This is a genomic window from Pseudoclavibacter sp. RFBG4 (assembly GCF_002931515.1).
Taxonomy (GTDB): domain Bacteria; phylum Actinomycetota; class Actinomycetes; order Actinomycetales; family Microbacteriaceae; genus Pseudoclavibacter.
On record NZ_PSYC01000014.1, the window covers coordinates 57,179 to 80,728 of the forward strand.

The window sequence follows — 23,550 nt, forward strand, 5'->3', positions numbered from 1 at the left end:
CGCAGCTCGAGCATTCGCGACGACGGAAGCCCTGCATCCCTCCTCTGAGGGGTGCAGGGCTTCCGTCGTTCCGGATGCGTCGGGTCAATCGTCGTCGGCGGCTCCGGATGCGACGCCGGAGGAGATCGCCGACATCACCGAGGCGTCGGTGAGGGTCGTCGTGTCGCCGACCGCCTTGCCGTCTGCGACATCGCGCAGCAGGCGCCGCATGATCTTGCCAGAACGGGTCTTGGGGAGCTCCGCGACGACATACACCTGACGGGGACGAGCGATCGCGCCGATCTTCGTCGATACGTGCTCGCGCAGCACCTTCGGAGCGTCCGAGGCCTCGATCTCCGCTTTCTTGCTCTCCTTCAGCACGACGAAGGCGACGACTGCCTGCCCCGTCGTCTCGTCGCTCGCGCCGACAACCGCCGACTCGGCGACGAACGGGTGGTCGACGAGCGCCGACTCGATCTCCGTCGTCGAGAGCCGGTGGCCGGAGACGTTCATGACGTCGTCGACTCGGCCGAGCAGCCAGAGGTGGCCGTCCTTGTCGACGCCTGCCCCGTCGCCGGCGAAGTAGCGGCCAGGGAACTGGGACCAGTACGTCTCGATGAACCGCTCCCGGTCGCCGTAGATGCCTCGAGTCATCGATGGCCACGGTTCCGTGATCGTGAGGAGCCCCATCTCGCCGGGGTTGACGCGCTCGCCCTTGTCGTCGACGACCTCGACGACCACCCCGGGAACAGGCACCTGCGCGGCGCCGGGCTTGAGCGCGACCTGGCTCGGGATCGCGGAGATCATGATGGCGCCCGTCTCCGTCTGCCACCAGGTGTCGACGACGGGCACGCGGTTGCCGCCGATGACCTCCCGGTACCAGGCCCAGGCCTCCGGGTTGATCGGCTCTCCAACGGAGCCGAGGAGACGGATCGACGACAGGTCGTACTTCGCTGGGATCTGCCTGCCCGACTTCATGTAGCCGCGGATCGCCGTCGGCGCCGTGTAGAAGATCGTGACGCCGTAGCGCTGGATGATGTCGAACCAGCGGCCCAGGTCAGGGGTGTCATGCGTGCCCTCGTACATGACCTGCGTCGCACCGTTCGCGAGCGGTCCGTAGACGAAGTAGCTGTGGCCGGTCACCCAGCCGACGTCGGCCGAGCACCAGTAGACGTCCTGCTCCGGCTTCAGGTCGAAGATGGTGCGGTGCGTGAACGACGTCTGGGTGAGGTAGCCACCCGTCGTGTGCAGGAGACCCTTCGGCTTCCCGGTCGTGCCCGAGGTGTAGAGGATGAAGAGCGGATGCTCGGCGGGGAACGGCTTCGCGACGTGCTCATCGCTCACCTGCGCGATCTCCTCGTGCCACCAGAGGTCACGCCCCGGGGTCAGCGACGGTTCGTTGTCGGCGCGACGGACGACGAGCACGTGCTCGACGGTGTGCCCGTCTGCCTCGAGCGCCGCATCCACCGTCTCCTTGAGGGGGAAGATCCGACCCTTGCGGATGGAGCCGTCGCTCGTGATGACGAGCTTCGCGTTCGCATCCTCGACGCGGCTGCGAATGGAGTCGGCGCTGAAGCCGCCGAAGATGACCGAGTGGATGGCGCCGATGCGCGCGCAGGCGAGCATCGCGACGACCGTCTCCGGGATCATCGGCATGTAGATGGCGACGACGTCTCCAGCCGTGACGCCGAGGCTCTCGAGGAGGTTCGCGGCGCGCTTCACCTCGCCGAGGAGGTCGGCGTACGTGATGGTGCGCTTGTCACCGGGCTCGCCCTCCCAGTAGATCGCGACCCGGTCGCCGTTGCCGGCGAGCACGTGACGGTCGACGCAGTTGTAGCTCGCGTTGAGCGTGCCGTCGGCGAACCACTTCGCGAACGGGGCGTCGCTCCAGTCGAGGACCTCCGTGAACGGCGTCGACCAGTGCAGCTCCCTGGCCTGCTCGGCCCAGAACCCGAGACGGTCGTCGTCGGCTCGTGCGGCGAGGTCGGCCGGCACGGGGGAGGAGGACGTGAAGTCGTCACTGGGCGGGAAGGTCTCGAGGTCTTCCAGGAGGTGTTCGATCTTGTCAGCCACCACAGGTCCTTTCGCGTCGTTGCGATGCGGCACCACCTCATTGCGGCGCAGCGTTTCAGAAGTCTACGGAGCCAGCATGTGCTCCGACTCCCGCCTTTCGGGGGGAATGTCCGAGCGCTTCGACCCGATCCTGCGGCGTTGGGTCCCGCGCAAGTGAACCGGCAGCAGTGCCTGCGGTGACCTGCTCGGCGGTTCGCTGCGGAGCGGAGGAGCGGAGTGTCCACGGCGTGCTGGGGCGGGACTCGTGCATCCATGCGGCCTCGAGAGCCCAGCCGAACATTTTTCGATTGTCTGGGAACCAGACGTGGTCTCGGGCGAAGTATGCACTAGCATGGACTTCGATGGTTTCGCTCTCTGTCGCAACTGTCGTCGCTCTGCAGCAATCAACCCCCCTGAACGCTGCATGAGCTGAGGCGCTCGGATATCCCCCTGTCCGGGCGCCTCTTCAGTTAACCGCGCGACTCCGCCGCTCTCGGGCCTGTGGAGAACGCTCCTCCCCAGTCGCCAGACCGCCGCCCGCGCTCGGCCGCGGCCGTTCGTACGCTTCCTGCATGTCCTTCACCTCAGGCTCCGGGGCCGCACCCGCCCAGCGGTTCGTCGCTCGCCCGGCAGCCGACCGCGCCGCGTCGCTCACGTTGCCGCCACGCGCTGGTTTCGATGACTCCACACCGCGATCGGTGCGCTCGCTCACCCGAGGCCAAGCGGACGCGTTCGGCCCGCTCGCCGGGTACGTGGCAGACGGCGAGGTGACCGACCTCTTCGTCAACGGCTGCGACGGGCTGTACGTCGACCGGGGGAGCGGGGCCGAACGGGAGGAATCATGGCTGGCGCCGAGCGAGCGTGCCCTGCGTGAGCTCGCGGTCCGCATCGTCGCGGCCGGCGGCCGGCACCTGGATGAATCCGCCCCCTGCGTGGATGTGCGAATCGCCGACGGCATCCGCGTGCACGCCGTGCTCCCGCCCGTCTCGACCACGGGCACCCTCCTGTCGATCAGAGCCCCCAAGGTTCGCCAGCTCACTCTGGAGCAGCTCGACCGTCAGGCGTTCTTCGCGCCCGGTGCCGAGGAACTCGTTCGCGAGGCGGTGCGAGCCAGAGCGAACGTCCTCGTGACCGGTGCGGGCGGAAGCGGGAAGACGACCTTCCTGGCTGCCATGCTCTCGGAGGCCGATGCAGGGGACCGCATCATCCTGATCGAGGACGTGACGGAGCTGCGCATCGCGCACCCGCACAGCGTCTCGCTGGAGGCGAGGCAGGCGAACATCGAAGGTGCGGGGAGCGTGCCCCTCGAGCGTCTTGTTCGCGAGTCCCTGCGGATGCGTCCTGACCGCCTCGTGCTCGGCGAGTGCCGTGGCGCGGAGCTGCGCGAGCTGCTGGCGGCCCTCAACACCGGCCACGATGGCGGCGCGGGCACGCTCCACGCGAACTCGCTCGCGGACGTGCCCTCCCGGCTGGAGGCCCTCGGTGCGCTCGCGGGGATGACGCCGGACGCGGTTGCGCGGCAGACGGTGAGCGCCATCGACCTCGTCATGCACGTCGAGCGCACCCCGTCCGGGCATCGACGCCTCGCAGAGATCGGCGAGTTCCGTCTCGATGCTGCTGGCCGATTGGCGATCGCCACGGTGACGCGCCCGCGGGGCGCGCCCGGCGTCGACGTCGCCGGGGCCCCGTCCCTCCCTGAGGCGGGGATGGGGACCGGCACGACCGGAACTCGTCACCGAGAGCCCAGGCGGTCATGACGAGGCAGGCCATCGACGAGGCCGAGCAGACGGCTGCGGTCGTCGAGCGCCTGGCCGCACTGCTCCTCGGCGGCGCCACGGCGGCCTCCGCCTGGCAGCACGTCGCGAGCTTCGCCGCAGCCGAGGCGGCTCACCCGGCGAGTCATCGCGCTCGGGCGGGAAGCGCGCTCCGGGGCGAGCTGCGACGACGAGCGGTCGCCGTGTTCCGCGTGAGGGTGGCGCCGCCGCGCGTCGACATCGCCGATCCCGTCGAGCTCCGGGTCGCGCGAGGCCTGCGTGCCGGCCAGCGCGTCGGCGCGATACTTCGAGGGCAGCAGGCGACGAGCTGGCGCTCCCTCGGCTGCGCGTGGTCGCTCGCCGAACGCACGGGTGCCCCGCTCGCCCGCGGCCTCGCCGACCTCGGGCAGTCCTTCCGAGATCATGCGGCCGCCGAGCGCGATGTGGAGCTCGCGCTCGCCGGCCCGAGCAGCGCCGCACGCCTCGTCATGGGCCTGCCCGCCGTGGGGGTGCTGCTCGGCCTCGCGCTCGGCTTCGACAGTCTCGCCGTGCTGTTCGGGACCCCAATCGGCCTCGCCTGCCTCGTCGGCGGCCTCGCGCTCATGACGACCGCGCACCTCTGGAACCGCGCCCTCATCGCGGCGGCCTCGAGACGAGACCCGGTGCCCGGCCTTGCGCTCGACCTGACGGCGCTCGGCATGCTCGGCGGGGCATCCGCCGGCACCGTCCTGCATCAGGTCGAGCGTGTCCTCGAGGACGCAGATCTGGCCCGCGGCCACCGGCCGAGTCGAGAAGCCTCGCGCTCCGACGGTCGCATCGAGCGGGTCCTGGATCTTGCCAGAGACGCCGGAGTGCCCGCCGCCGGGCTCCTCCGGAGCGAGGCCGCGTTGGAGCGACGCGACGCCCGAGCCGCATCGAGCCGGAACGCCGCGCAGCTCGGAGTGCGCCTCATGCTGCCGCTTGGGCTCTGCGTGCTCCCCGCGTTCCTGCTGCTCGGCGTCGCGCCGCTCGTCCTCGCGGTGCTCACCCAGACGATCTCGCGGCTGTGAGGCCCGTCGCGAAGGCGCAGCGCGGCGCCACCTCCTCCACTGCTTCGGCAGCCCAGACGGCTGCCCCTCGACGCTCGTGCCGACTCCGAACTGGCAACTAATAAGAGAGGTACAACCTTGCTCACCAACGACCGCCTCAGTGCAGGCCCACGCACCATCCTCATGAGACTCCGAACCCGTCTCCACGACGAAGACGGCGCAGCGACCGCCGAGTACGCGATCGCGACCATGGCCGCCGTCGCCTTCGCGGGCCTCCTCGTCGTCATCATGCAGAGCGACGAGGTCCGCGACCTGCTCGAGAACATCATCCGCACCGCACTCACGCTCGACGAATGATGCTCCGGGTGCCGCGGTGGCGACAGCTCGCCCGCTCGTGCCGGGGCTCCGCGACCGCGGAGTTCGCCATCGTCGCACCCGCCGTCGTCCTCCTGCTCGCGCTGTGCCTCGCGGGACTCCAGGGCGTCGTGGTGCAGGTTCGGCTGCAGGATGCGGTCGCCGACTCGGTCCGGCTCATCGCGAGCGGTGACGACGAGTCCATCGCGCGTGCACGCATCCTGGCCCTCGTGCCCGACGCGCAGCTCGAGATCAGCCACGCGGACGGGCTCGTGTGCGCGCTCGCATCCACGCCGCTCGAACTCGGCCAGCGACAGCTGCCCGTCACGGTCGCCGCACGCGCCTGCGCTCTCGGCGGTGGCCGGTGATCGCCGCGAAGCTCTCCGGAGAGCGCGGCTCCGGCGGGGTCGTCGTGCTCGCCGTCGGGCTGCTCGTGCTCTCGATCTCGGTGGGCGCGATCGGCCTGCTGGCGGCCTTCCCCGTCAGGCAGGCGGCGCAGGCCGCCGCCGACGCCGGAGCGCTCGCCGCGGCCGACGTCGCCTCGGGCTATCTGGACGGAGAACCGTGCGCGGAAGCGGCACGCGTCGTCGAGGCGAACGGCGCATCGCTGGAGCAGTGCGAGACTCACGACCGGGAGGCCGTTGTGCGAGTTCGTGTAGAGTCCGGCCCGTTCGTCTTTTCGGAATCGTCGAGGGCAGGACCGCCGCCGGAACGAGAAGACGTGAGGCGGAGCCGCCAGCATTTGGAAGCCTTCCGTTTCAGCCAGCCCGTTCACAGATCAGCCCGTCCATATAATGGGCGCCGACGGGTGGCAACAGCCCCCACATCACTCCGGCCAGCCGGAATCGCCGTGCGAGAGCACGCAGACCCATCCAAGGAACGCTTGTGTCAGGCAGCAACACACTGGTCATCGTCGAGTCGCCGACCAAAGTGAAGAGCATCTCGCAGTATCTCGGTGATGACTACACCGTGCTCGCCTCCGTCGGACACATTCGCGACCTCATCGAGCCCAAGAACCTCCCGCCGGAACTCAAGAAGGGCTCCCTCGGCAAGTTCAGCGTCGACGTCGACAACGGGTTCGAGCCCTACTACGTGGTCTCCGAGCAGAAGAAGAAGACCGTCGCCGAGCTCAAGCGAGCTCTGAAGGATGCCGACGAGCTCATCCTCGCAACTGATGAGGACCGCGAAGGAGAGGCCATCGCCTGGCACCTCCTCCAGGTGCTCCAGCCGAAGGTTCCCGTCAAGCGCATGGTGTTCCACGAGATCACCCGCGAGGCGATCGAGGCGGCCAAGGACCGGACCCGCGACATCGACGTGCACCTCGTCGACGCCCAGGAGACCCGGCGCATCCTCGACCGTCTCTACGGCTACGAGGTCTCCCCGGTCCTGTGGCGCAAGGTCGGCCCCGGGCTCTCCGCCGGCCGCGTGCAGTCAGCGGCGACACGCCTCATCGTCGACCGCGAACGCGAGCGCCTCGCCTTCGTCAAGGCCAGCTACTGGGGCGTCGAAGCACGCTTCGCGCCGGAGCCCGGCAAGGACGGCGCAGCCTTCGTCGCCCGCCTCACGAAGCTCGACGGCGAGCGAGTCGCCACCGGACGCGACTTCGACGATCACGGTGTGCTCAAGAACACCAGCGTGATCCTCGGCGAGGCCGAGGCGACCACGCTGACCGTGCAGCTCACCGCGGGCACCGTGCCCCTCACGGTCTCCTCCGTCGAGTCCAAGCCGTACACGCGCCGCCCCGCCGCGCCGTTCACGACCTCGACGCTCCAGCAGGAGGCGGCGCGCAAGCTGCGCTTCACCGCCCGCCAGACGATGAGCGTCGCCCAGTCGCTGTACGAAAACGGCTACATCACCTACATGCGTACCGACTCGTCGTCGCTCTCGTCGCAGGCCCTCAACGCGGCCCGCACGCAGGCATCGAAGCTCTACGGCGCCGAGACGGTCCCCTCCGCTCCGCGCCTCTACGGCTCAAAGTCGAAGAACGCGCAGGAAGCGCACGAGGCGGTCAGGCCAGCAGGCTCGACGTTCGCGCTTCCCAGCGAGCTGCGCCCCAAGCTGAGCCCGAACGACTTCAAGCTCTACGACCTCATCTGGAAGCGGACCATCGCCTCGCAGATGGCCGACGCCAAGGGGCAGACGGCCACCGTCACGATCGACGCCTCCCCCGTCGACGTGTCCGACGCGCAGGGAACGGTCACCAGTCGCGCCGCGGAGTTCCAGGCATCCGGCACCGTCATCACCTTCCGCGGCTTCCTCGCCGCCTACGAGGAGGGCAGAGACGAAGCGCGTGACGACTCGACGACCGCGGAAGCCAAGCTGCCGCCGCTCGAGAAGGGCCAGAAGCTCGAGACCGAGACGGCAGACGCCAAGAGCCACGAGACGAGCCCACCCCCGCGCTACACGGAGGCCAGCCTCGTCAAGACCCTCGACGAGCTCGGCATCGGCCGTCCATCCACCTACGCGTCGATCATCTCCACGATCATCGACCGCGGCTACGTCGCTCCGCGGGGCAGCGCACTGGTCCCCAGCTGGACGGCCTTCTCCGTCGTCCGCCTCCTGGAAGAGCACTTCCACGACCTCGTCGAATACAACTTCACGGCGCAGATGGAAGGCGACCTCGACCGGATCGCCGCAGGGTCCGAGCAGCGCAACGACTGGCTGCGTGGCTTCTACTTCGGAACCGAGGACCACAAGGGCCTGCGCGGCGTCATCGACAACCTCGGTGAGATCGACGCCCGCGAGATCAACTCCACGCCCCTCGCCGACGGCATCGTGCTCCGCATCGGACGCTACGGCCCGTACCTCGAGGTGGCGCCGGAGACGGAGGGCGAAACTCCTCGCCGCGTGAACGTTCCCGAGGAGCTGGCGCCGGACGAGCTGACGGCCCAGAAGGCGATCGAGCTCGTCGAGGCGCCGATCCAGACCGATCGCGTGCTCGGCGTCGTCCCCGAGACCGGCAAGCGCATCCTCGTCAAGGACGGCCGCTTCGGTCCCTACGTCACCGAGGGGCCCTCCGAAGCTGAAGAAGCCGCCGCGGAGGCGGACGCGAAGGCCAAGGCACTCGCGGAAGAGGCGGAGGCAAAAGCCGCCGCAGCCGAGGGGCGTCCCGTCAAGAAGCCACGCGCCAAGAAGGCCGCCGCGGCAGACAAGCCCCGCACCGCGTCGCTCTTCAAGTCCATGATCCCCGAGCAGGTCACCTACGAGCAGGCCATCGGGCTGCTCGAGCTGCCCAGGGTCGTCGGCGTCGACGCCGAGACAGGTGCGGAGATCACCGCGCAGAACGGCCGCTACGGCCCGTACCTGAAGAAGGGGACCGACACCCGCTCCCTCACGAGCGAGGACGAGATCTTCACCGTCACGCTCGAAGCGGCGCACGAGCTGTTCGCGCAGCCCAAGTACGGTGCTCGCACCACGAAGGCCGCGATCAAGGAGTTCGAAGCCGACCCGGTCAGCGGAAAGCCGATCAAGATCAAGGACGGCCGCTTCGGGCCGTACGTGACCGACGGCGAGACGAACGTGACCGTCACCCGGGGCGCGAACCCCGAAGATGTCACCTTCGAAGAGGCCGTGCAGATGCTCGCCGACAAGCGCGCCAAGGGTCCGGTGAAGCGCAAGACCACGGCCGCGAAGAAGCCGGCCGCGAAAAAGCCGGCGGCGAAGAAGCCGGCGGCGAAGAAGCCGGCAGCCAAGTCGACGACGGCGAAGACGACCGCCGCGAAGAAGCCTGCCGCGAAGCGCGCACCCGCCAAGAAGCCGGCGGCCAAGGCCAGCGAAGCAGCAGCCACCGAATGACGGGCCTCTTCATCACGCTCGAGGGCGGCGACGGGGCAGGGAAGTCGACGCACTCGAGCCTGCTCGAGAACTGGCTGAACACGCTCGGCCAGCAGGTCGTGCGCACCCGCGAACCAGGCGGCACCGACCTCGGTGCCGACATCCGAGAGCTCGTGCTCCACCGCAAGGGACACATGGACGCGCGAGCTGAGGCGCTCCTGTACGCCGCCGACCGCGCACAGCACATCGCGACGGTCGTGCGGCCCGCCCTCGAGCGCGGCGACATCGTCGTGCAGGACCGTTACCTCGACTCCTCGATCGCGTACCAGGGGACCGGCCGTGAGCTCGGCGCCGACGAGGTCAGGGACCTCTCGCTCTGGGCCGCCCGCGGCCTCCTTCCCGACCTCACCGTGCTCTTCGACCTCGACCCGGAAGAGGGCCGCCGCCGCATCGGCGAGACCCGCGGCACCTACGATCGGCTCGAAGCCGAGTCGAAGGCGTTCCACGACTCCGTCCGCGCCGCGTTCCTCTCGCTCGCCGCAGCAGACCCCGACAGGTTCCTCGTCATCGACGCGACCCAGCCCCGCGAGCACGTGGCCGAGCTCATCCGCACCCGCGTCGCCGAGCTCCTCGAGCGGCAGTCGGCGGGCGAGTAACCGTGACCGTCTGGGACGACCTGTCCGGTCAAGACGACGCGATAGCGCTGTTCTCCAACGCGGCGAAGGCCTCGAAGCGGGGAGCGATCGACCCGAGCGGCATGACCAACTCCTGGCTCATCACCGGCCCTCCAGGGTCCGGGCGCAGCAACATGGCCTACGCCTTCGCAGCGGCGCTCCTCTGCCCAGACGGCGGATGCGGGGTGTGCCCGTCGTGCGTGCAGGTGCGCGCCCGCTCGCATCCCGACCTCACGGCGGTCGTGACCGAGACCGTGCAGCTGGACATCAAGACTGCTCGCGAGCTCGTCGAGCGAGCCTCCATGTCCCCCATGACCGGGCGCTACCGGGTCATCATCGTCGAGGACGCCGACCGCATGGTCGCACGCACCTCCAACACCCTCCTCAAAGCGATCGAGGAGCCGCCGGAATCGACCGTCTGGGTGCTCTGCGCTCCCAGCGAGGCCGACCTGCTGCCGACCATCCGCTCGCGTGTGCGCAGCGTTCGTCTGCGTGTCCCCGCGGTTCGAGACGTCGCGGCCCTGCTCGTCCGGCGCGACGGGATCGAGCCCGACACCGCGCTGCGCGCCGCCCGCGAAGCGCAGAGCCACGTCGGCATGGCCAAGCGCCTTGCGACCAGCGAAGACGCCTGGGGGAGGCGCGACGCGTCGCTCGACGGGCTGCTCGACATTCGCACCACCGGCGAGGCCGTCCGCAAGGCGGCGCAGCTCGTGGCCATCGCCGACGAAGACGCCACCGCCAACGCCGCCGACCGCGACGAGCATGAGCGCGCCGCGGCGTTCCGCTCGCTCGGGCTCACACCGGGGCAGGCGGTACCACGGCAGTTGCGCGGCCAGATCCGCGAGCTCGAAGAGCACCAGAAGCGCCGGGCCAAGCGAGGGCAGGTCGACGCGATCGATCGCATCCTCACCGACTCCGTCTCTCTGCTGCGCGACCTGCTCATGCTGCAGCTCGAGCTGCCCGTCGAGCTCGTCAACGAGCACCGGAGGAGCGAGCTGGAAGCCGCAACGGGCTCCCGCAGCTCCGACGACGTGCTCACCAGCATCGACGCCGTCAGCAAGGCTCGCGCGCGACTCGCCGCGAACGTGCCCGTGGCGCTCGTGCTGGAGGCATTCTTGATCAGCTGGACGCAGAAGCAGCAGGGAGCATCATGACCAGAACGACCACCCGCGCTCGAGCAACGAAGCGGGGCATCGGCGCCTCGCTCCTCACTGCCGCCGCCATCTTCGCGCTCAGCGGCTGCACGCTCATCACGACCCTCTCGGGCCCCGGAACGTCAGGAGGCGGCGGGCCGCAGGAGGACGCGCAGCTCGTGCCCTCCGGGCTCGAGCCGAGCATCCAGGCCTACTACGAGCAGGACCTCGACTGGGGCGACTGCGGCAACGGGCGCGAGTGCGCCACCGCCGAAGCTCCCATGAACTGGGGTGACGGGGCGTCCGAGAAGATCGAGCTCGCCATGGTGAAGGTGCCCGCAGCGAGCGGCAACCCCCTCGGCACGATCTTCACGAACCCGGGCGGCCCCGGCGCCTCCGGCATCTCCTTCGTTCGCGACAGCGCGGAGTACGTCTTCACGCCGGAGCTCATGGACGACTTCGACATCGTGGGCTGGGACCCGCGCGGCGTCGGGGAATCGAGCGCCGTCGACTGCCGCGACGACGCTGGCATGGACGAATGGTTCTACGGCGTCGACGAGGAGCTCGACGCCGAGACCGCGACCGACCAGCAGATCATCGACGCGGTGACCGCGAACTCCAAGGAGTTCGCCGACGACTGCCTCGAGAACACGGGGGCTCTCCTCGAGTTCGTCGACACGAAGAGCACCGTCAAGGACCTCGACATGATGCGAGCGCTCGTCGGCGACCCGAAGGTCAACTACTTCGGGTTCTCGTACGGCACCGATATCGGTGCGCAGTACATCGACATGTTCCCCGAGACCGTCGGTCGCGTCGTGCTCGACGGCGCGACCGACCCCACGCTCTCGACGTTCGAGGTCGTGCTCGCCCAGCAGGGCGCGTTCGGCGAAGCGACCCGCACCTACCTCGAGGACTGCCTGACGACGACCAGCTGCCCCTTCACGGGCAGCGTCGACGACGCGATCGCGAAGATCAACGCCCTCATGGCCGAGGCAGACGACACGCTCCCGAACAACGCCGACGGGCGGAAGCTCACCAGCAGCGTCATCGACACCGCCATCAGCTCGGCCCTCTACAACGACCAGAGCTGGCCGTACCTGAGCGAGGCGTTCGCCGCCTACGAGGCCACCGGCGACCCGGCAGGATTCTTCGCGCTCAGCGACTCCTACTACGGGCGCGAGCCAGACGGCACCTACGCAGACAACATGTTCGAGGCGTTCACGGCCATCAACTGCCTCGACTATCCGGTCGAGACCGATCCCGCGAAGATCGCCGACTTCAACCGGCAGATCGCGGAGTCGACCCCCATCGGCATCCCCGGCCCGGAGGCACTCGGCGACACGACCTGCCAGCAGTGGGCGTTCCCATCCACCAACGAGCTCGCGCCCGTCACGGGAGCCGGCGCAGACCCCGTGCTGGTCATCGGCACCACGGGCGACCCGGCCACGCCATACGCGTGGGCGGAGGCGGTGACCGAGCAGCTCGAATCGGCCACGCTCGTCACCTTCGAGGGTGAAGGGCACCTCGCCTACACGCAGGGCGACAGCTGCGTCACGGGTGCGGTCGACGCGTACTTCATCGACGGGACGGTGCCCGCAGAGGGCCTCGTCTGCTGACTCCGACACCCCGATGTGCACTTGAGCTGAGTGTGCGTTATGCTTTGGTGTCGAGTTCAGCACCCCAGGGAGTTGAGCTGCAGGCAGGCCGCCTTAGCTCAGTCGGCAGAGCGATTCACTCGTAATGAATAGGTCGCGAGTTCGATTCTCGCAGGCGGCCCCATCGCCCCTCCGCACTTCGGTGCGGAGGGGTTTTCGTCTTCTCCGGTGGCACCGAGTCGGGCGCGCTCCTCAGCGCGCCTCGCCTACGCTGATGAGATGCTCGAGCGCCGGCACCGCCAAGACCCCGACCAGCACCCGCCCCTGGCGTTCCCCGGCCTGCGCAGCCCGGTCCATGGCCTCGGTGAGGGGGAGGGATTCGACTTCTCCCGGCGAGTGGCGGTCATGGCGATCGTGAACCGCACCCCCGACTCGTTCTATGACGACGGGGCGACCTTCGCGCTCGAGAGCGCCGTGGATGCGGTGCTCGCCGCCGAGCGGGCGGGGGCGGACATCGTGGACATCGGTGGTCAGCCCTTCGCGCCGGGTGAGGAGCTCTCCGAGGCGGACGAGATCAGCCGGGTGGTGCCCGTGATCCGTGCCGTGCGGGAGCGGACCAGCATCCCTATCTCCGCGGAGACCTACCGTGCACGCGTGGCCGAGGCATGCCTCGAAGCGGGCGCGGGCATCATCAACGACACGAGCGGCCTCCGCGACGAAGACCTCGCGCGGGTCGTCGCGGGGTCGGGTGCTCAGCTCGTCATCACGCACAGCGTCGCGGCGCCGAGGGCAGAGCTCGCCAGGCCGCGCTACGACGACGTGGTGGCGGAAGTGCGCTCGTTCCTGCAGGCGCGGGCCGAGCGGGCCATCGAGCTGGGGGTCGGGGATGACCAGCTCATCGTCGACCCGGGGCATGACCTCAACAAGAACACGCTGCACACGCTCGCACTGACACGGCACTTCGACGAGATCTCGTCGCTGGGCTTCCCCTCCCTGGCCGCGGTCTCCAACAAGGACTTCATCGGCGAGAGCATCGACAGGCCGAAGCGGGAGCGGGTAGCCGGGTCGCTGGCGGCGGCGGTCGCGTGCATCCTGCTCGGCGCTCGCATCGTCCGCATGCACAACGTGCCAGAGGCGGTCGATGCGACCCGCATGACCGAGGCGATCCTCGGCCTCCGTGCGCCCGCGTACACGCGACACAACGTCTAGGGCACACGCGGTTCGCACTCGACTCACCACTGCCGTCCACGTCTGCGTGGCATGCTCTCATCATGAACGCTCCATCCCCGGCGATCCGCTCGCTGCTCGGCCCTGCGGGGGCCCGTGAGCAGCTCGACGACGAGCAGCTGCTCGCCCACTACGCCTACCCCGCGAACGGGGCGTTCCGGTTGAACTTCGTGGCGAGTGTCGACGGGGCTGCGATGGGCGGCGACGGCAGGTCGGGGAGCCTCGGCACTGCCGCGGACCATCGTGTGTTCGAGCTGCTGCGCCGCCTCGCGGATCTTGTGCTGGTGGGGGCTGGCACCCTTCGCGATGAAGGCTACGTTGGCCTTCGAGTCTCCGAGCCCTCCGTGGCCTGGCGCGAAGAGCGGGGGCGCCCCCCGCATCCGACGCTGGGCATCGTCTCGAGCCGTCTCGCTCTCGACCCGAAGCACGAGATGTTCGCGGATGCGCCCGTACCGCCCATCGTGGTGACGCCCGTCTCCGACCCCGAGCGGCTCGCGCCGTTCCGGGAGGTCGCGACCGTGCTCACCGTGCCGGAGCATCCGGAGCGCCCTGGAACCCTCGACGTCACCGAGCTCCGCGCCATGCTGCGCGAGCTGGGCCACACTGAGGTGCTCTGCGAGGGCGGACCGTCACTGTTCGGCGAGGTCAACGCTCAGGGCGCGTTCGACGAGCTCTGCCTGACGATCTCCCCGGCGTCGGTCGGTGGGCAGGGCGGACGCATCACGCACTCGGAGACGCTCGCGCAGCACCCGCTCGCCCTCGCCGGCGTCCTGGAGTGCGACGACACTCTGCTGCTGCACTACCTCCGCTCTGCCGGCCTGAGCTGAGGGCTCGAGCCTCCCGCTCTCCCCTCGCCGACCCGCCTCGCCGAGCGCACCAGTGTGCAGGGGAGACCCCGAATCCTCGGTCAGGCGCAGCGCCTGCGTCGCTTGGCTAGACTTGCAGCTTGCCGTGGCGTCGAACGACGACCCGGCCCCTCGTTCCGCCCGGAGGTGACATGGCCAGCTCAGCAAAGTCCCCGCGCTCGCTCGCCAGTCGTCTCGTCGGCTTCGCGCTCGCGGGTGCCCTCGCGCTCGGAGGGGGCTTCGCCGCCGGCGCGGCAGGGTTCGCAGCAGCAGCCCCAGCCTTCGCCGGCGCGTCCGAGGTCCTCCCCGCCAAGTCGCTCGGCGCCGTTCGCGAGGCGCCCGCCGAACCCGCCGCAGCAGAGCCGATGCGAACCTGCTCCATCGAAGACGTGGCGAGCGCCGCAGGAGCTCTCGACTTCCACGGTGTGGTCGTCGACTCGCAGAGCGGGGAAGCGATCTACGAGCGCAAGGCGACGGACGCGGTGCCGACGGCATCCGTCATGAAGCTCCTCACCACGACCGCGGCCATGCAGGTGCTCGGCCCGGACTTCCGCATCCCCACGCGCGTCTACGCAGGCAGCGAGCCGGGCTCGGTGGTCATCGTGGGAGGTGGGGACGTGACCCTCGCCTCCACCGATACCGGCGCGGGCAGCTACTACTCCGGCGCGACCGCGACGCTCGCCGACCTCGCCGCCCAGACCCGGACAGCCTGGGCGAGCGACCCGAGCCTCTCAGGCACACCCCTCACCCAGGTGCTCGTCGACAAGTCGGCGTTCAGCGGGCCGGAATGGCAGCCGACGTGGTCGCAGGCGGACCGCACCGACGGCTACATCAGCCCGATCTCGGCGCTCATGGTCGACGGCGGACGCCAGAACCCCGCGAGCCTCGTCTCGCCCCGCACGGATGACCCGAGCGGCGCGGCCGCAGGTGCGTTCGCCACGAGGCTCGGAGCCACGACGGCAGGCGCGAGCGGCACCGTGCCGGAGGGCGCGACGCTGCTCGCAGAGGTCTGGTCGCAGCCGGTCTCCGAACTCGTGCACTACGCCCTCATCGATAGCGACAACAACGTCGCCGAGATGCTCTCGCGGCTCGTCGCGATCGAGCAGGGCGTCGGCACCGACTTCGCCGCCATCCAAGCGTCGACCAGCCAGGCACTGTCGACCCTCGGCCTCGACACGGACGGCCTCGTCCTCGCCGACGGCTCCGGTCTTTCTGCCGACAACCGAGTCCCGCCCGAACTCGTCGCCGAGCTCCTGCAAACCATCTCGCAGCCGGACATCGCCGCGTCCCAGATGCTCGACGACCTGCCCGCATCCGGCCAGACCGGCACCCTCCAGACGAGGCTCACCTCCCTGGGTGTTCCCCCAGGCGCCATCACGGCAAAGACCGGGTGGATCAACGAGGTCTACGGCCTCGCCGGCTACATGACCGCCGCGGACGGCAGCAGGCTGACCTTCGCGTTCTTCGTCGTCGGTGCCGTGACCCCCGCCAACCGCGACGCCCTCGACACCATCGCCGCCCGCGCCTATTCGTGCGGAGCATCCCTCGCCAACTGGTGAGCGACGAGCCGAGCGGGCGCAGATGCGCCTGGCTCATCCAGGAGCGCTGCGGCAGACTGGGAGCATGAGCCGCGCACTGCTGATCGTCGACGTCCAGAACGACTTCACCGAGGGCGGGGCCCTCGAGACAGCCGGTGGTGCCGCAGTAGCCGCTGGCATCACCGAGCACCTCGCGGACAACGGCGAGGACTACGCGGTCATCGTCGCGTCGCGCGACTGGCATGACGCCGACAGCGACAACGGTGGGCACTTCCACCCGCAGCCCGACTTCGTCGACAGCTGGCCGCAGCACTGCGTAGCAGGCACGCCGGGCGCCGACTACCACCCCGCGCTCGACACGAAGCTCGTCGACCTCCACGTCTTCAAGGGGCAGGGATCGCCGTCCTACTCGGCCTTCGACGGGGCAACCGCTGAGGGCGAGACGCTCGCCGACGCGCTGCGCGCTCGCGGAGTCGACCACCTCGACGTCGTTGGCATCGCGACCGACCACTGCGTGCGCGCATCCGCGCTCGACGCCCACCGGGAGGGGTTCACGGTGCGTGTCATCGACGGCCTCACCTCGGCCGTGGCCGCAGCGTCCCGAGCGGCGGCTCTCGATGAGCTGCGCGCCGCCGGCATCACCGTCGAGTAGCCCCGCCCCCGCTTCCCGTCCCGCCTCGCCTCCGGGCTCGCCTCCGGTCTCGGGATGGAAACGTCACTTCGTGCTGGGAAGATTCCCGTCTAATAGGGACTTCTCCATCCCGAGACTGCGCCGGCGCGTGGATCGCGGGCCTCAGGTTGCCCCGCGGAGTCCGGCCCGCGGAGCCCGGCCCGCGGAGGCCGGCCCGACTGGGCGCGTGGGAATCCTGCCCGCCCGTCCCGCCTCCGGTCTCGGGATGGAAACGTCACTTCGTGCTGGGAAGTTTCCCGTCTAATAGGGACTTCCCCATCCCGAGACTGCGCTGGCGCGTGGATCGCGTGCCTCAGGTTGGCCCGCGGAGCTCGGCCTGGCTGGGCGCTCTGGAATCCTGCTCGCCCGTCCCGCCTCCGGTCTCGGGATGGAGACATCACTTCGTGCTGGGAAGTTTCCCGTCTAACAGGGACTTTCCCATCCTGAGACGGTGGATGCGGGGCGGCACGGCACGACGGGGTAGCCCCGTCGACTCAGAGGCGGCCCGGGCGACTCAGCGGGGGAGGAGCAGCTGGTGCTGCGCGAGCTCCCGGTAGAGGGGGACCGTGTCGACGAGCGCGAGGTGCTTGCCGCGGCCGAGGACCCGACCATGCTCGAGGACCACGATCTCGTCGCTGTCCACGACCGTCGACAGGCGGTGGGCGATGACGATGACGCTTCGACCCTCCGAGACCTTGTCGAGGGCGTCGCGCATGAGCCGCTCGTTGGCGCCGTCGAGGGCTGACGTCGACTCGTCGAGCAGCAGGATGGGCGGGGCCGAGAGCAGGGCGCGGGCGATCGCGAGGCGCTGGCGCTCGCCACCGGAGAGCATGACGCCGGACTCGCCGACCTGGGTGTCGAGCCGGTCGTCGCTGCGGTCGAGGACGTCCCCGAGGTTCACCTCGCGGAGCACCTCCTCGCAGGCGACGTCGTCGGCGTCCGGCCGGCCCAGTAGGAGGTTCTCGCGCAGGCTTCCGGCGAGCACGGGCGCGTCCTGCTGCACGTAGCCGAGCTGTGCGCGCAGCTGCTTCCGGTCGATGGAGCGGAGGTCCACGCCACCGAGGCGGATGCTGCCGCCCGTTGGGTCGTAGAAGCGCTCGAGCAGGGCAAGGGCCGTCGACTTGCCCGAGCCGGAGGGACCGACGAGGGCGAGGCGTTCGCCGCGGCGCAGCGCGAAGCTGACGCCATCGAGCACGAGCGGCGCCTCGACGCGCGCCTGAGCCCCGTCCTCAGCGAAGAGTCGAGCGTCGGGGTCCGACGCGGCCCCCGTCATGGCGGCTGCCATGCCGCCGCGAGACGACTCGCGGCGGATCGTCTCGAGCCGAGCAGCCGCCCGCTCGCGAGCGGCCCGCGCACGCACGACGTCCTCCGGGTAGTGGAAGGTGACGTCCTCGAACTCGACGGCGGGTGCATCCGGTGCCCCACGCTCGTTGGCTGGCCCCTCGAGGACGACCAGCGCCGCCTCATCGCGGTCGCCTGCCCCTTCTTCGGGGATCGCGATGATCTCCTCGATGCGGCCGAGCGCGCCGAGGGCCGTGTTCACGGCGGTGAGGGCCCCGAAGAAGAGGCCGAGCGGCATGATCATCATGAACAGGAACATGATGAAGGCGATGAGGTTGGCGATGCTCAGCTCGCCTGCCGCCACGCGCAGTCCGCCGACGCCGAGCACCGCGATGAGCGCGCCCTGCATGGCGAAGCCCGCGACGGGCACGATGAACGCGGAGATGCGGGCCACGTCGAGGCCACGCTGGTAGGCGCCGACCGCGTCGGTGTCGACGAGGCGCTCCTCGCGTTCGGTCGCGCCGAACGCCCGCACGGTCCTGACCGAGGAGATGGCGCGTTCGACGGAGGCGGTGAGGTCGCCCACCTTCTGCTGGGCCGCGGCGCTGGCCTCGCGGATGCGCATCGACATGCCCACGACGAGCAGCAGCGCCACGACGACGACGGCGAAGGTGATGAGGAAGAGCACGCCATCGAGCACGATCATCGCGACGACGGCACCGATGAAGGTGAGGGCGCCGCCGATGGCTTCGACGAGTCCCTGCGTGAGCACGGCCCGGAGCATGGTGGTGTCGCTGCCCACGCGGGAGACGAGGTCGCCCGTCCTGCGAGCGTCGAACTCGGCGACGGGGAGCCGTAGGAGCTTCGCGACGAGGCGGCGTCGCGTGTTGAGCACGATCGACTCGCCCGTGCGCTGCAGGAGGAAGTGCTGGACCCCGTTGGCGATGGCGCCGATGACCACGGCGCCCACGAGCACCCACACGACCCAGGCGGCGATGGTGCCGACCTCGACCTGGCCGATGAGCACGTTCACGAGCAGCGGCTGGGCGAGGCTCAACGCCGAGCTGAGCACGCTGATGGCGATGATGCCCGCCAGCAGGGGCTTGTTGACGAGGAGGTGGGGGAGGAGCTGCTTGAAGGTCGCCCTCGGTGCGCCCGACGCCTCACGAGCCGGTCGCCCGGGGAAGCCCCTGCGCTTCTTCTGCGCCGTCTCCCCGCTGCCAACTGCTCCTGCATCCACTGGCTTGTCGCCCAAACTCCTGGCCTTTCGCCCGCAGCGCGCCGAGATGCGCGCACGCCGATGGCGCGCAGTCGTGTGCGCGCACCCGCCAAGGGTACCCGCCCCGACCTGGGGCGTCCGCCCCTCCCAGCCCGCTGGGCAGACAGACGACAAGGGGCCGTGCATCCGCAGTGGATGCACGGCCCCGTCGATGAGGCGCGGTGACTACTTCGTGTTGGTCACGTACGCGATGTCGCGGGTCTCCTTGGAGAACAGCAGCGCCACGAAGGTGAGGACGGCTGCGCCGGCGAGGTACACGCCGACCCAGAAGGGGCTGCCGTCGCCGAACGCCCAGAGCGCGATGAAGACGGTCGGTGCGAAGCCGGCGCCGAAGACGCTCGAGAGGTTGTAGGCGATGGCGCTTCCCGTGTAGCGCACGTTGGCGGGGAAGAGCTCCGGGAGGACGGCGCTCATGGGGCCGAAGGTGAGTCCCATGAGCGTCATGCCGATGACGAGCATTCCCTGCGTGCCGATGAATCCGCCGGCGAGCAGCGGCGTCATGGCGAAGCCGAAGATGAAGATCGCGCCGGTGGTCCAGAGCAGCATCTTGCGGCGACCGTACTTCTCGGCGAGCGGGCCGGAGACGAGCGTGAAGATACCGAAGAAGACGACGGAGACGATGAGCATGATGAGGAACTGCTCGCGCATGTAGCCGAGACCTGGCACCCAGGCGGCCGGGTCGAACGCCTCGCCTGCTGCTTCGGCCTTCGCCGCAGCCTGCTCGGTCGTGGCCTTCGTACCGAAGGACAGCGTGAACGCGGTCATCATGTAGAAGAGCACGTAGGTGGCGAGCATGATGAACGTGCCCAGGATGATCTGGCGCCAGCTGGTCTTGAACGCTGCGAAGAGCGGAACCTTGGAGACCTCGCCTGCGGCGACGACCTTCTCGAACGCGGGCGTCTCGAGGAGGCTGATGCGCACCCAGAGGCCGACGATGACGAGGATGGCGCTGAGGAGGAACGGCACTCGCCACCCCCAGGCGAAGAACGTCTCGTCGCTCATGAAGTGGGAGAGCAGCACGAACAGCAGGTTGCCGAGAATGAAGCCGATGGGGGCGCCGAGCTGCGGGAACGTGCCGTAGATGGCGCGCTTGTTCGCCGGGGCGTTCTCCGTGGCGAGGAGGGCCGCGCCGCTCCATTCGCCGCCGAGGCCGAGGCCCTGGCAGAAGCGCATGATGACGAGCAGCGTCGGTGCGAGGATCTCCCAGCCGGGAGTGAGCGCCGTCGGGAGGAGCCCGATCGCGAAGGTGGCGATACCCATCGTGAGGAGCGTCGCGACGAGGGTGCCCTTGCGGCCGATGCGGTCACCGAAGTGCCCGAAGAGGATCGATCCGATGGGGCGAGCGATGAAGGCGACACCGAAGACGGCGAACGAGGCGAGGAGTGCAGTCGTCTCGTTGTCGTTCGGGAAGAAGAGGGCCGGGAAGACGAGGCTCGCGGCGGTCGCGTAGATGTAGAAGTCGTAGAACTCGATCGAGGTTCCGACGAGGCTCGCGGTGAGGACCTTGCCGCGGGAGTTCTTGACCTCGAACTCCTCGACGGACGCTCCGGTCTTGGTCTTGCTGGGGGATGACACGTTGCTCCTGAGACAGCTGGCTCGCTGGTGAGTCGCGGTTTCGGTGCGGGTTGCGCGGTGCTTGAGCTCAGAGCAGCGGTGGGTGGAACGCGTCGGACCGTGCGGATGCGAGGTCGATTGACGCGTGCTCGGTCGGATGCTTGTGGCTTCCGGCCGAGACGAGGTTACACGTCATTCGTCGCTTTCGCTGGCCCACTACCCAATCGTGGGGCGCATGAGGTATGCGGTTCCGACCGTGCTCAGCTGGCGGCGTCGTCGTTCGGCAGCTGCGGAAGCTCGCTCATGATGTGACCCATGCGCTGGACCTTGGTGGTCAGGTACGCGAGGTTCGCGTCTTCACGCCCCACCTCGAGGGGCACGCGCTCCTCGACCGTGATGCCGTGCGCTTCGAGGGCCTCGGCCTTGGCGGGGTTGTTCGTGAGCAGGCGGATGCGGGAGATCTGCAGGTCGTCGAGCATCCGGGCGGCTGCCGTGTAGGCGCGGCTGTCGGCGGGGAGGCCGAGCGCGAGGTTCGCATCCACCGTGTCGAGCCCCTGTTCCTGCAGGGCGTAGGCGCGGAGCTTGTTGAGGAGTCCGATGCCGCGGCCCTCGTGGCCGCGGAGGTAGAGCACGATGCCTCCGTCGCGACCGATCGCCTCCAGGGAGGCGTCCAGCTGCGGCCCGCACTCGCACTTCAACGAGCCGAAGGCCTCACCCGTGAGGCACTCGGAGTGCACGCGCACGATGGCGCCGTTCTCGGGCTCACCGGAGATGATCGCGAGGTGCAGCTGACCGTCGGCGTCGTCGGTGTACGCGCGGAAGCGCAGCACCCCGTGGCGCGTGGGGATCGAGGTCTCGGCCTCGAAGGTGACGGAGGAGGTGGGTGCGTCGCTCATGGAATCGCCTTCGCTCAACGACCGGTCAGGCGCGAGAGCGCGCCGAGTCGGTAGCCAAGGCCCCAGGCGAACACGCGCCAGACGGCCTCGACGATGATGTCGCTCGACATCTTGGATGCGCCTTCCTGGCGTTCGACGAACGTGATGGGCACTTCGCTCACGTGAATGCCGGAGCGTTCGAAGAGCCAGGCCATCTCGATCTGGAAGCAGTAGCCGGCGCTCTTGATGCGGCTGAGGTCGAAGCCCTGGAGGAGGTCGACACGGTAGCCGCGGTACCCGGCGGTGATGTCGCGGATCTTGCTCTGCAGCAGCACGCGGGCGTAGATGGACGCGCCCCGGGAGAGGATCTGGCGCTGGAGGGGCCAGTTCTCGGTGCGCCCGCCGGGCATCCAGCGGGTTCCGATGACAAGGCCTGCGCCCGCATCGAGCGCGTCGATCATCTCCGGCAGTCGCTCGGGCGGGTGCGAGCCGTCGGCGTCGAACTCGAAGACGTAGGTGTAGCCGCGCTCGGCTGCGAGCGCGAACCCCTCGAGGTAGGCGGTGCCGAGCCCGAGCTTGCCGGCGCGGTGCAGCACGGTGACGCGCTCATCTGCCTCGGCCATCTCGTCGGCCATGTCGCCGGTGCCGTCTGGGCTGTTGTCGTCGACGACCAGCACGTGGATACGCGAATCGGCCCCGAGAACACGGTCCACGATGGAGCGGACGTTTTCGCGTTCGTTGTAGGTGGGGATGATGACGAGCGTTTCGGGCATTGCGTCATCCTAGCGCGGAGATTCGGCAGAAATGGTGCGATCAGCTGGGGTGTGGGAAGTGCCCAGCTCGCCTCTCAGAGAACTGGCGGGGTCAGCGTCTCGGCTTGGGGAAGCCGACGCGGGCGTAGACCTCGTCGAGCGTCGTGAGGGCGAGTTCGCTTGCCCGCTCTGCGCCGCGCTCCAGGATGCGGTCGAGCTCGGCGGGGTCGGCCAGGAGCTCGTTGGTCCGTTCGCGGATGGGGGCGAACGTCGACTCGACGAGCTCGGCGAGGCCCTTCTTGAGGTCGCCGTAGCCGCCGCCCGCATACTGCGCCGTGATCTCGTCGATCGACGACCCTGAGAGCACGGAGGCGATGGTGAGGAGGTTCGACACTCCTGGCTTGGTCTCGCGGTCGAAGCGGATCTCGCCGTCGGCGTCGGTCACCGCGCGCATGATCTTCTTGCGCGTGACCTTCTCGTCGTCGAGCAGGCGGAGGAGGCCAGCGTCCGATTCCGCCGATTTCGACATCTTGGCGGTCGGATTCTGCAGGTCGTAGACCTTGGCGGTCTCCTTCATGATGTGCGGTTCCGGCACGACGAAGGTGTCGCCGAAGCGCGAGTTGAACCGCTCGGCGAGGTTGCGGGTGAGCTCGATGTGCTGGCGCTGGTCTTCGCCGACGGGCACGGACGCGGCCTGGTAGAGCAGGATGTCTGCAGCCATGAGCACGGGGTAGGTGAAGAGGCCGACGGTCGTCGTGTCGGCGCCGTACCGCTGCGACTTGTCCTTGAACTGCGTCATGCGGCTGGCCTCGCCGAAGCCCGTGATGGTGGACAGCACCCACTGCAGCTGCGCGTGCGCGGGCACCGCCGACTGCACGAAGAGGATCGACTTCTCGGGGTCGATGCCGGCTGCGATGTACTGCGCCGCCGTCACCCGGGTGCGCTCGCGCAGCGAGCTCGGCTCGAAGGGCACGGTGATGGCGTGCTGGTCGACGACGCAGTAGATGGCCGTGAAATCCTCCTGCATGGGCACCCAGTTGCTGAGCGCGCCGATGAAGTTGCCGAGGTGGAGCGAGTCGGCGGAGGGCTGCATGCCGGAGAAGAGCACTGGCTTGGTCATCAGGAGATCCTCGAGGTCGTGCGGTTGGTCGTGCGAGTGGGGTGGGCCGGTGCGTGCGGACGCGGG

19 protein-coding genes and 1 tRNA gene are annotated in these 23,550 nt (G+C 69.2%); 14 read left to right on the forward strand and 6 right to left on the reverse strand.

The features are described 5' to 3' along the window. Positions 1-84 precede the first annotated feature (84 nt). Entirely contained in the window at positions 85-2,052 is a 1,968-nt protein-coding gene (gene acs / locus C5E10_RS03615) for an acetate--CoA ligase (protein ID WP_104330518.1), read from the reverse strand. A 551-nt stretch (positions 2,053-2,603) separates the two neighbouring features. Between acs and C5E10_RS03620 the strand changes: the two genes are divergently transcribed. From C5E10_RS03620 to C5E10_RS03690, 14 genes are all read left to right on the forward strand, one after another. Then, on the forward strand, positions 2,604-3,788 hold the full coding sequence (locus C5E10_RS03620) for a TadA family conjugal transfer-associated ATPase (RefSeq protein ID WP_104330480.1): 1,185 nt from the start codon (positions 2,604-2,606) through the stop codon (positions 3,786-3,788). After that, a complete protein-coding gene (locus C5E10_RS03625) occupies positions 3,785-4,834 on the forward strand; it encodes a type II secretion system F family protein (RefSeq protein ID WP_104330481.1) in 1,050 nt (349 codons plus the stop codon). Before C5E10_RS03620 ends, C5E10_RS03625 begins: the two co-directional genes overlap by 4 nt. A 162-nt stretch (positions 4,835-4,996) precedes the next feature. Next, the gene (locus tag C5E10_RS03630) at positions 4,997-5,170 is read left to right on the forward strand and encodes a DUF4244 domain-containing protein (protein WP_104330519.1); all 174 of its coding nucleotides are present in this window, start codon (positions 4,997-4,999) and stop codon (positions 5,168-5,170) included. Beyond that, positions 5,167-5,535 carry a TadE family type IV pilus minor pilin gene (locus C5E10_RS03635; RefSeq protein WP_258070987.1) on the forward strand — a complete coding sequence of 123 codons (369 nt, stop codon included), beginning with the start codon at positions 5,167-5,169 and terminating at the stop codon, positions 5,533-5,535. Before C5E10_RS03630 ends, C5E10_RS03635 begins: the two co-directional genes overlap by 4 nt. Further along, positions 5,532-6,101, forward strand: coding sequence for an Rv3654c family TadE-like protein (locus C5E10_RS03640; protein ID WP_258070988.1), 570 nt, complete (start codon positions 5,532-5,534; stop codon positions 6,099-6,101). The genes C5E10_RS03635 and C5E10_RS03640 overlap by 4 nt, the downstream gene beginning before the upstream one ends. Further along, positions 6,053-8,962, forward strand: a complete 2,910-nt coding sequence (gene topA / locus C5E10_RS03645; protein WP_104330482.1) for a type I DNA topoisomerase — start codon at positions 6,053-6,055, stop codon at positions 8,960-8,962. Before C5E10_RS03640 ends, topA begins: the two co-directional genes overlap by 49 nt. Beyond that, on the forward strand, positions 8,959-9,597 hold the full coding sequence (tmk, locus tag C5E10_RS03650) for a dTMP kinase (RefSeq protein ID WP_104330483.1): 639 nt from the start codon (positions 8,959-8,961) through the stop codon (positions 9,595-9,597). Before topA ends, tmk begins: the two co-directional genes overlap by 4 nt. Before the next feature lie 2 nt (positions 9,598-9,599). Further along, positions 9,600-10,769: a DNA polymerase III subunit delta' gene (locus C5E10_RS03655; RefSeq protein ID WP_104330484.1), complete on the forward strand. Its 1,170-nt coding sequence runs from the start codon at positions 9,600-9,602 to the stop codon at positions 10,767-10,769. Next, on the forward strand, positions 10,766-12,364 hold the full coding sequence (locus tag C5E10_RS03660) for an alpha/beta hydrolase (protein WP_104330485.1): 1,599 nt from the start codon (positions 10,766-10,768) through the stop codon (positions 12,362-12,364). The genes C5E10_RS03655 and C5E10_RS03660 overlap by 4 nt, the downstream gene beginning before the upstream one ends. 87 nt (positions 12,365-12,451) lie before the next feature. Continuing rightward, positions 12,452-12,527: transfer RNA gene (locus C5E10_RS03665), tRNA-Thr, on the forward strand. A 95-nt stretch (positions 12,528-12,622) separates the two neighbouring features. Next, positions 12,623-13,552, forward strand: coding sequence for a dihydropteroate synthase (folP, locus tag C5E10_RS03670; protein ID WP_181062625.1), 930 nt, complete (start codon positions 12,623-12,625; stop codon positions 13,550-13,552). A gap of 62 nt (positions 13,553-13,614) precedes the next feature. Beyond that, positions 13,615-14,397 carry a dihydrofolate reductase family protein gene (locus tag C5E10_RS03675; RefSeq protein WP_104330486.1) on the forward strand — a complete coding sequence of 261 codons (783 nt, stop codon included), beginning with the start codon at positions 13,615-13,617 and terminating at the stop codon, positions 14,395-14,397. A gap of 170 nt (positions 14,398-14,567) precedes the next feature. Then, complete coding sequence (dacB, locus tag C5E10_RS03685) at positions 14,568-15,974, forward strand: D-alanyl-D-alanine carboxypeptidase/D-alanyl-D-alanine-endopeptidase (protein WP_181062626.1); 1,407 nt, start codon at positions 14,568-14,570, stop codon at positions 15,972-15,974. Positions 15,975-16,038: 64 nt separating this feature from the next. Then, on the forward strand, positions 16,039-16,605 hold the full coding sequence (locus C5E10_RS03690; protein ID WP_104330488.1) for an isochorismatase family protein: 567 nt from the start codon (positions 16,039-16,041) through the stop codon (positions 16,603-16,605). Positions 16,606-17,137: 532 nt separating this feature from the next. On the opposite strand, the gene C5E10_RS03695 is transcribed toward C5E10_RS03690, so the two are convergent. The 5 genes from C5E10_RS03695 to trpS form a co-directional block, all read right to left on the reverse strand. Next, positions 17,138-19,159 carry an ABC transporter ATP-binding protein gene (locus C5E10_RS03695; RefSeq protein WP_258070989.1) on the reverse strand — a complete coding sequence of 674 codons (2,022 nt, stop codon included), beginning with the start codon at positions 19,157-19,159 and terminating at the stop codon, positions 17,138-17,140. Positions 19,160-19,348: 189 nt separating this feature from the next. Further along, positions 19,349-20,758, reverse strand: coding sequence for an MFS transporter (locus C5E10_RS03700; protein ID WP_104330490.1), 1,410 nt, complete (start codon positions 20,756-20,758; stop codon positions 19,349-19,351). Between the two features lie 239 nt (positions 20,759-20,997). Beyond that, on the reverse strand, positions 20,998-21,633 hold the full coding sequence (ribA, locus tag C5E10_RS03705) for a GTP cyclohydrolase II (protein WP_104243138.1): 636 nt from the start codon (positions 21,631-21,633) through the stop codon (positions 20,998-21,000). Positions 21,634-21,647: 14 nt separating this feature from the next. Continuing rightward, on the reverse strand, positions 21,648-22,385 hold the full coding sequence (locus tag C5E10_RS03710; RefSeq protein WP_104330491.1) for a polyprenol monophosphomannose synthase: 738 nt from the start codon (positions 22,383-22,385) through the stop codon (positions 21,648-21,650). A gap of 91 nt (positions 22,386-22,476) precedes the next feature. Next, entirely contained in the window at positions 22,477-23,484 is a 1,008-nt protein-coding gene (trpS, locus tag C5E10_RS03715) for a tryptophan--tRNA ligase (protein WP_181059507.1), read from the reverse strand. Between the last annotated feature and the right edge of the window lie 66 nt (positions 23,485-23,550).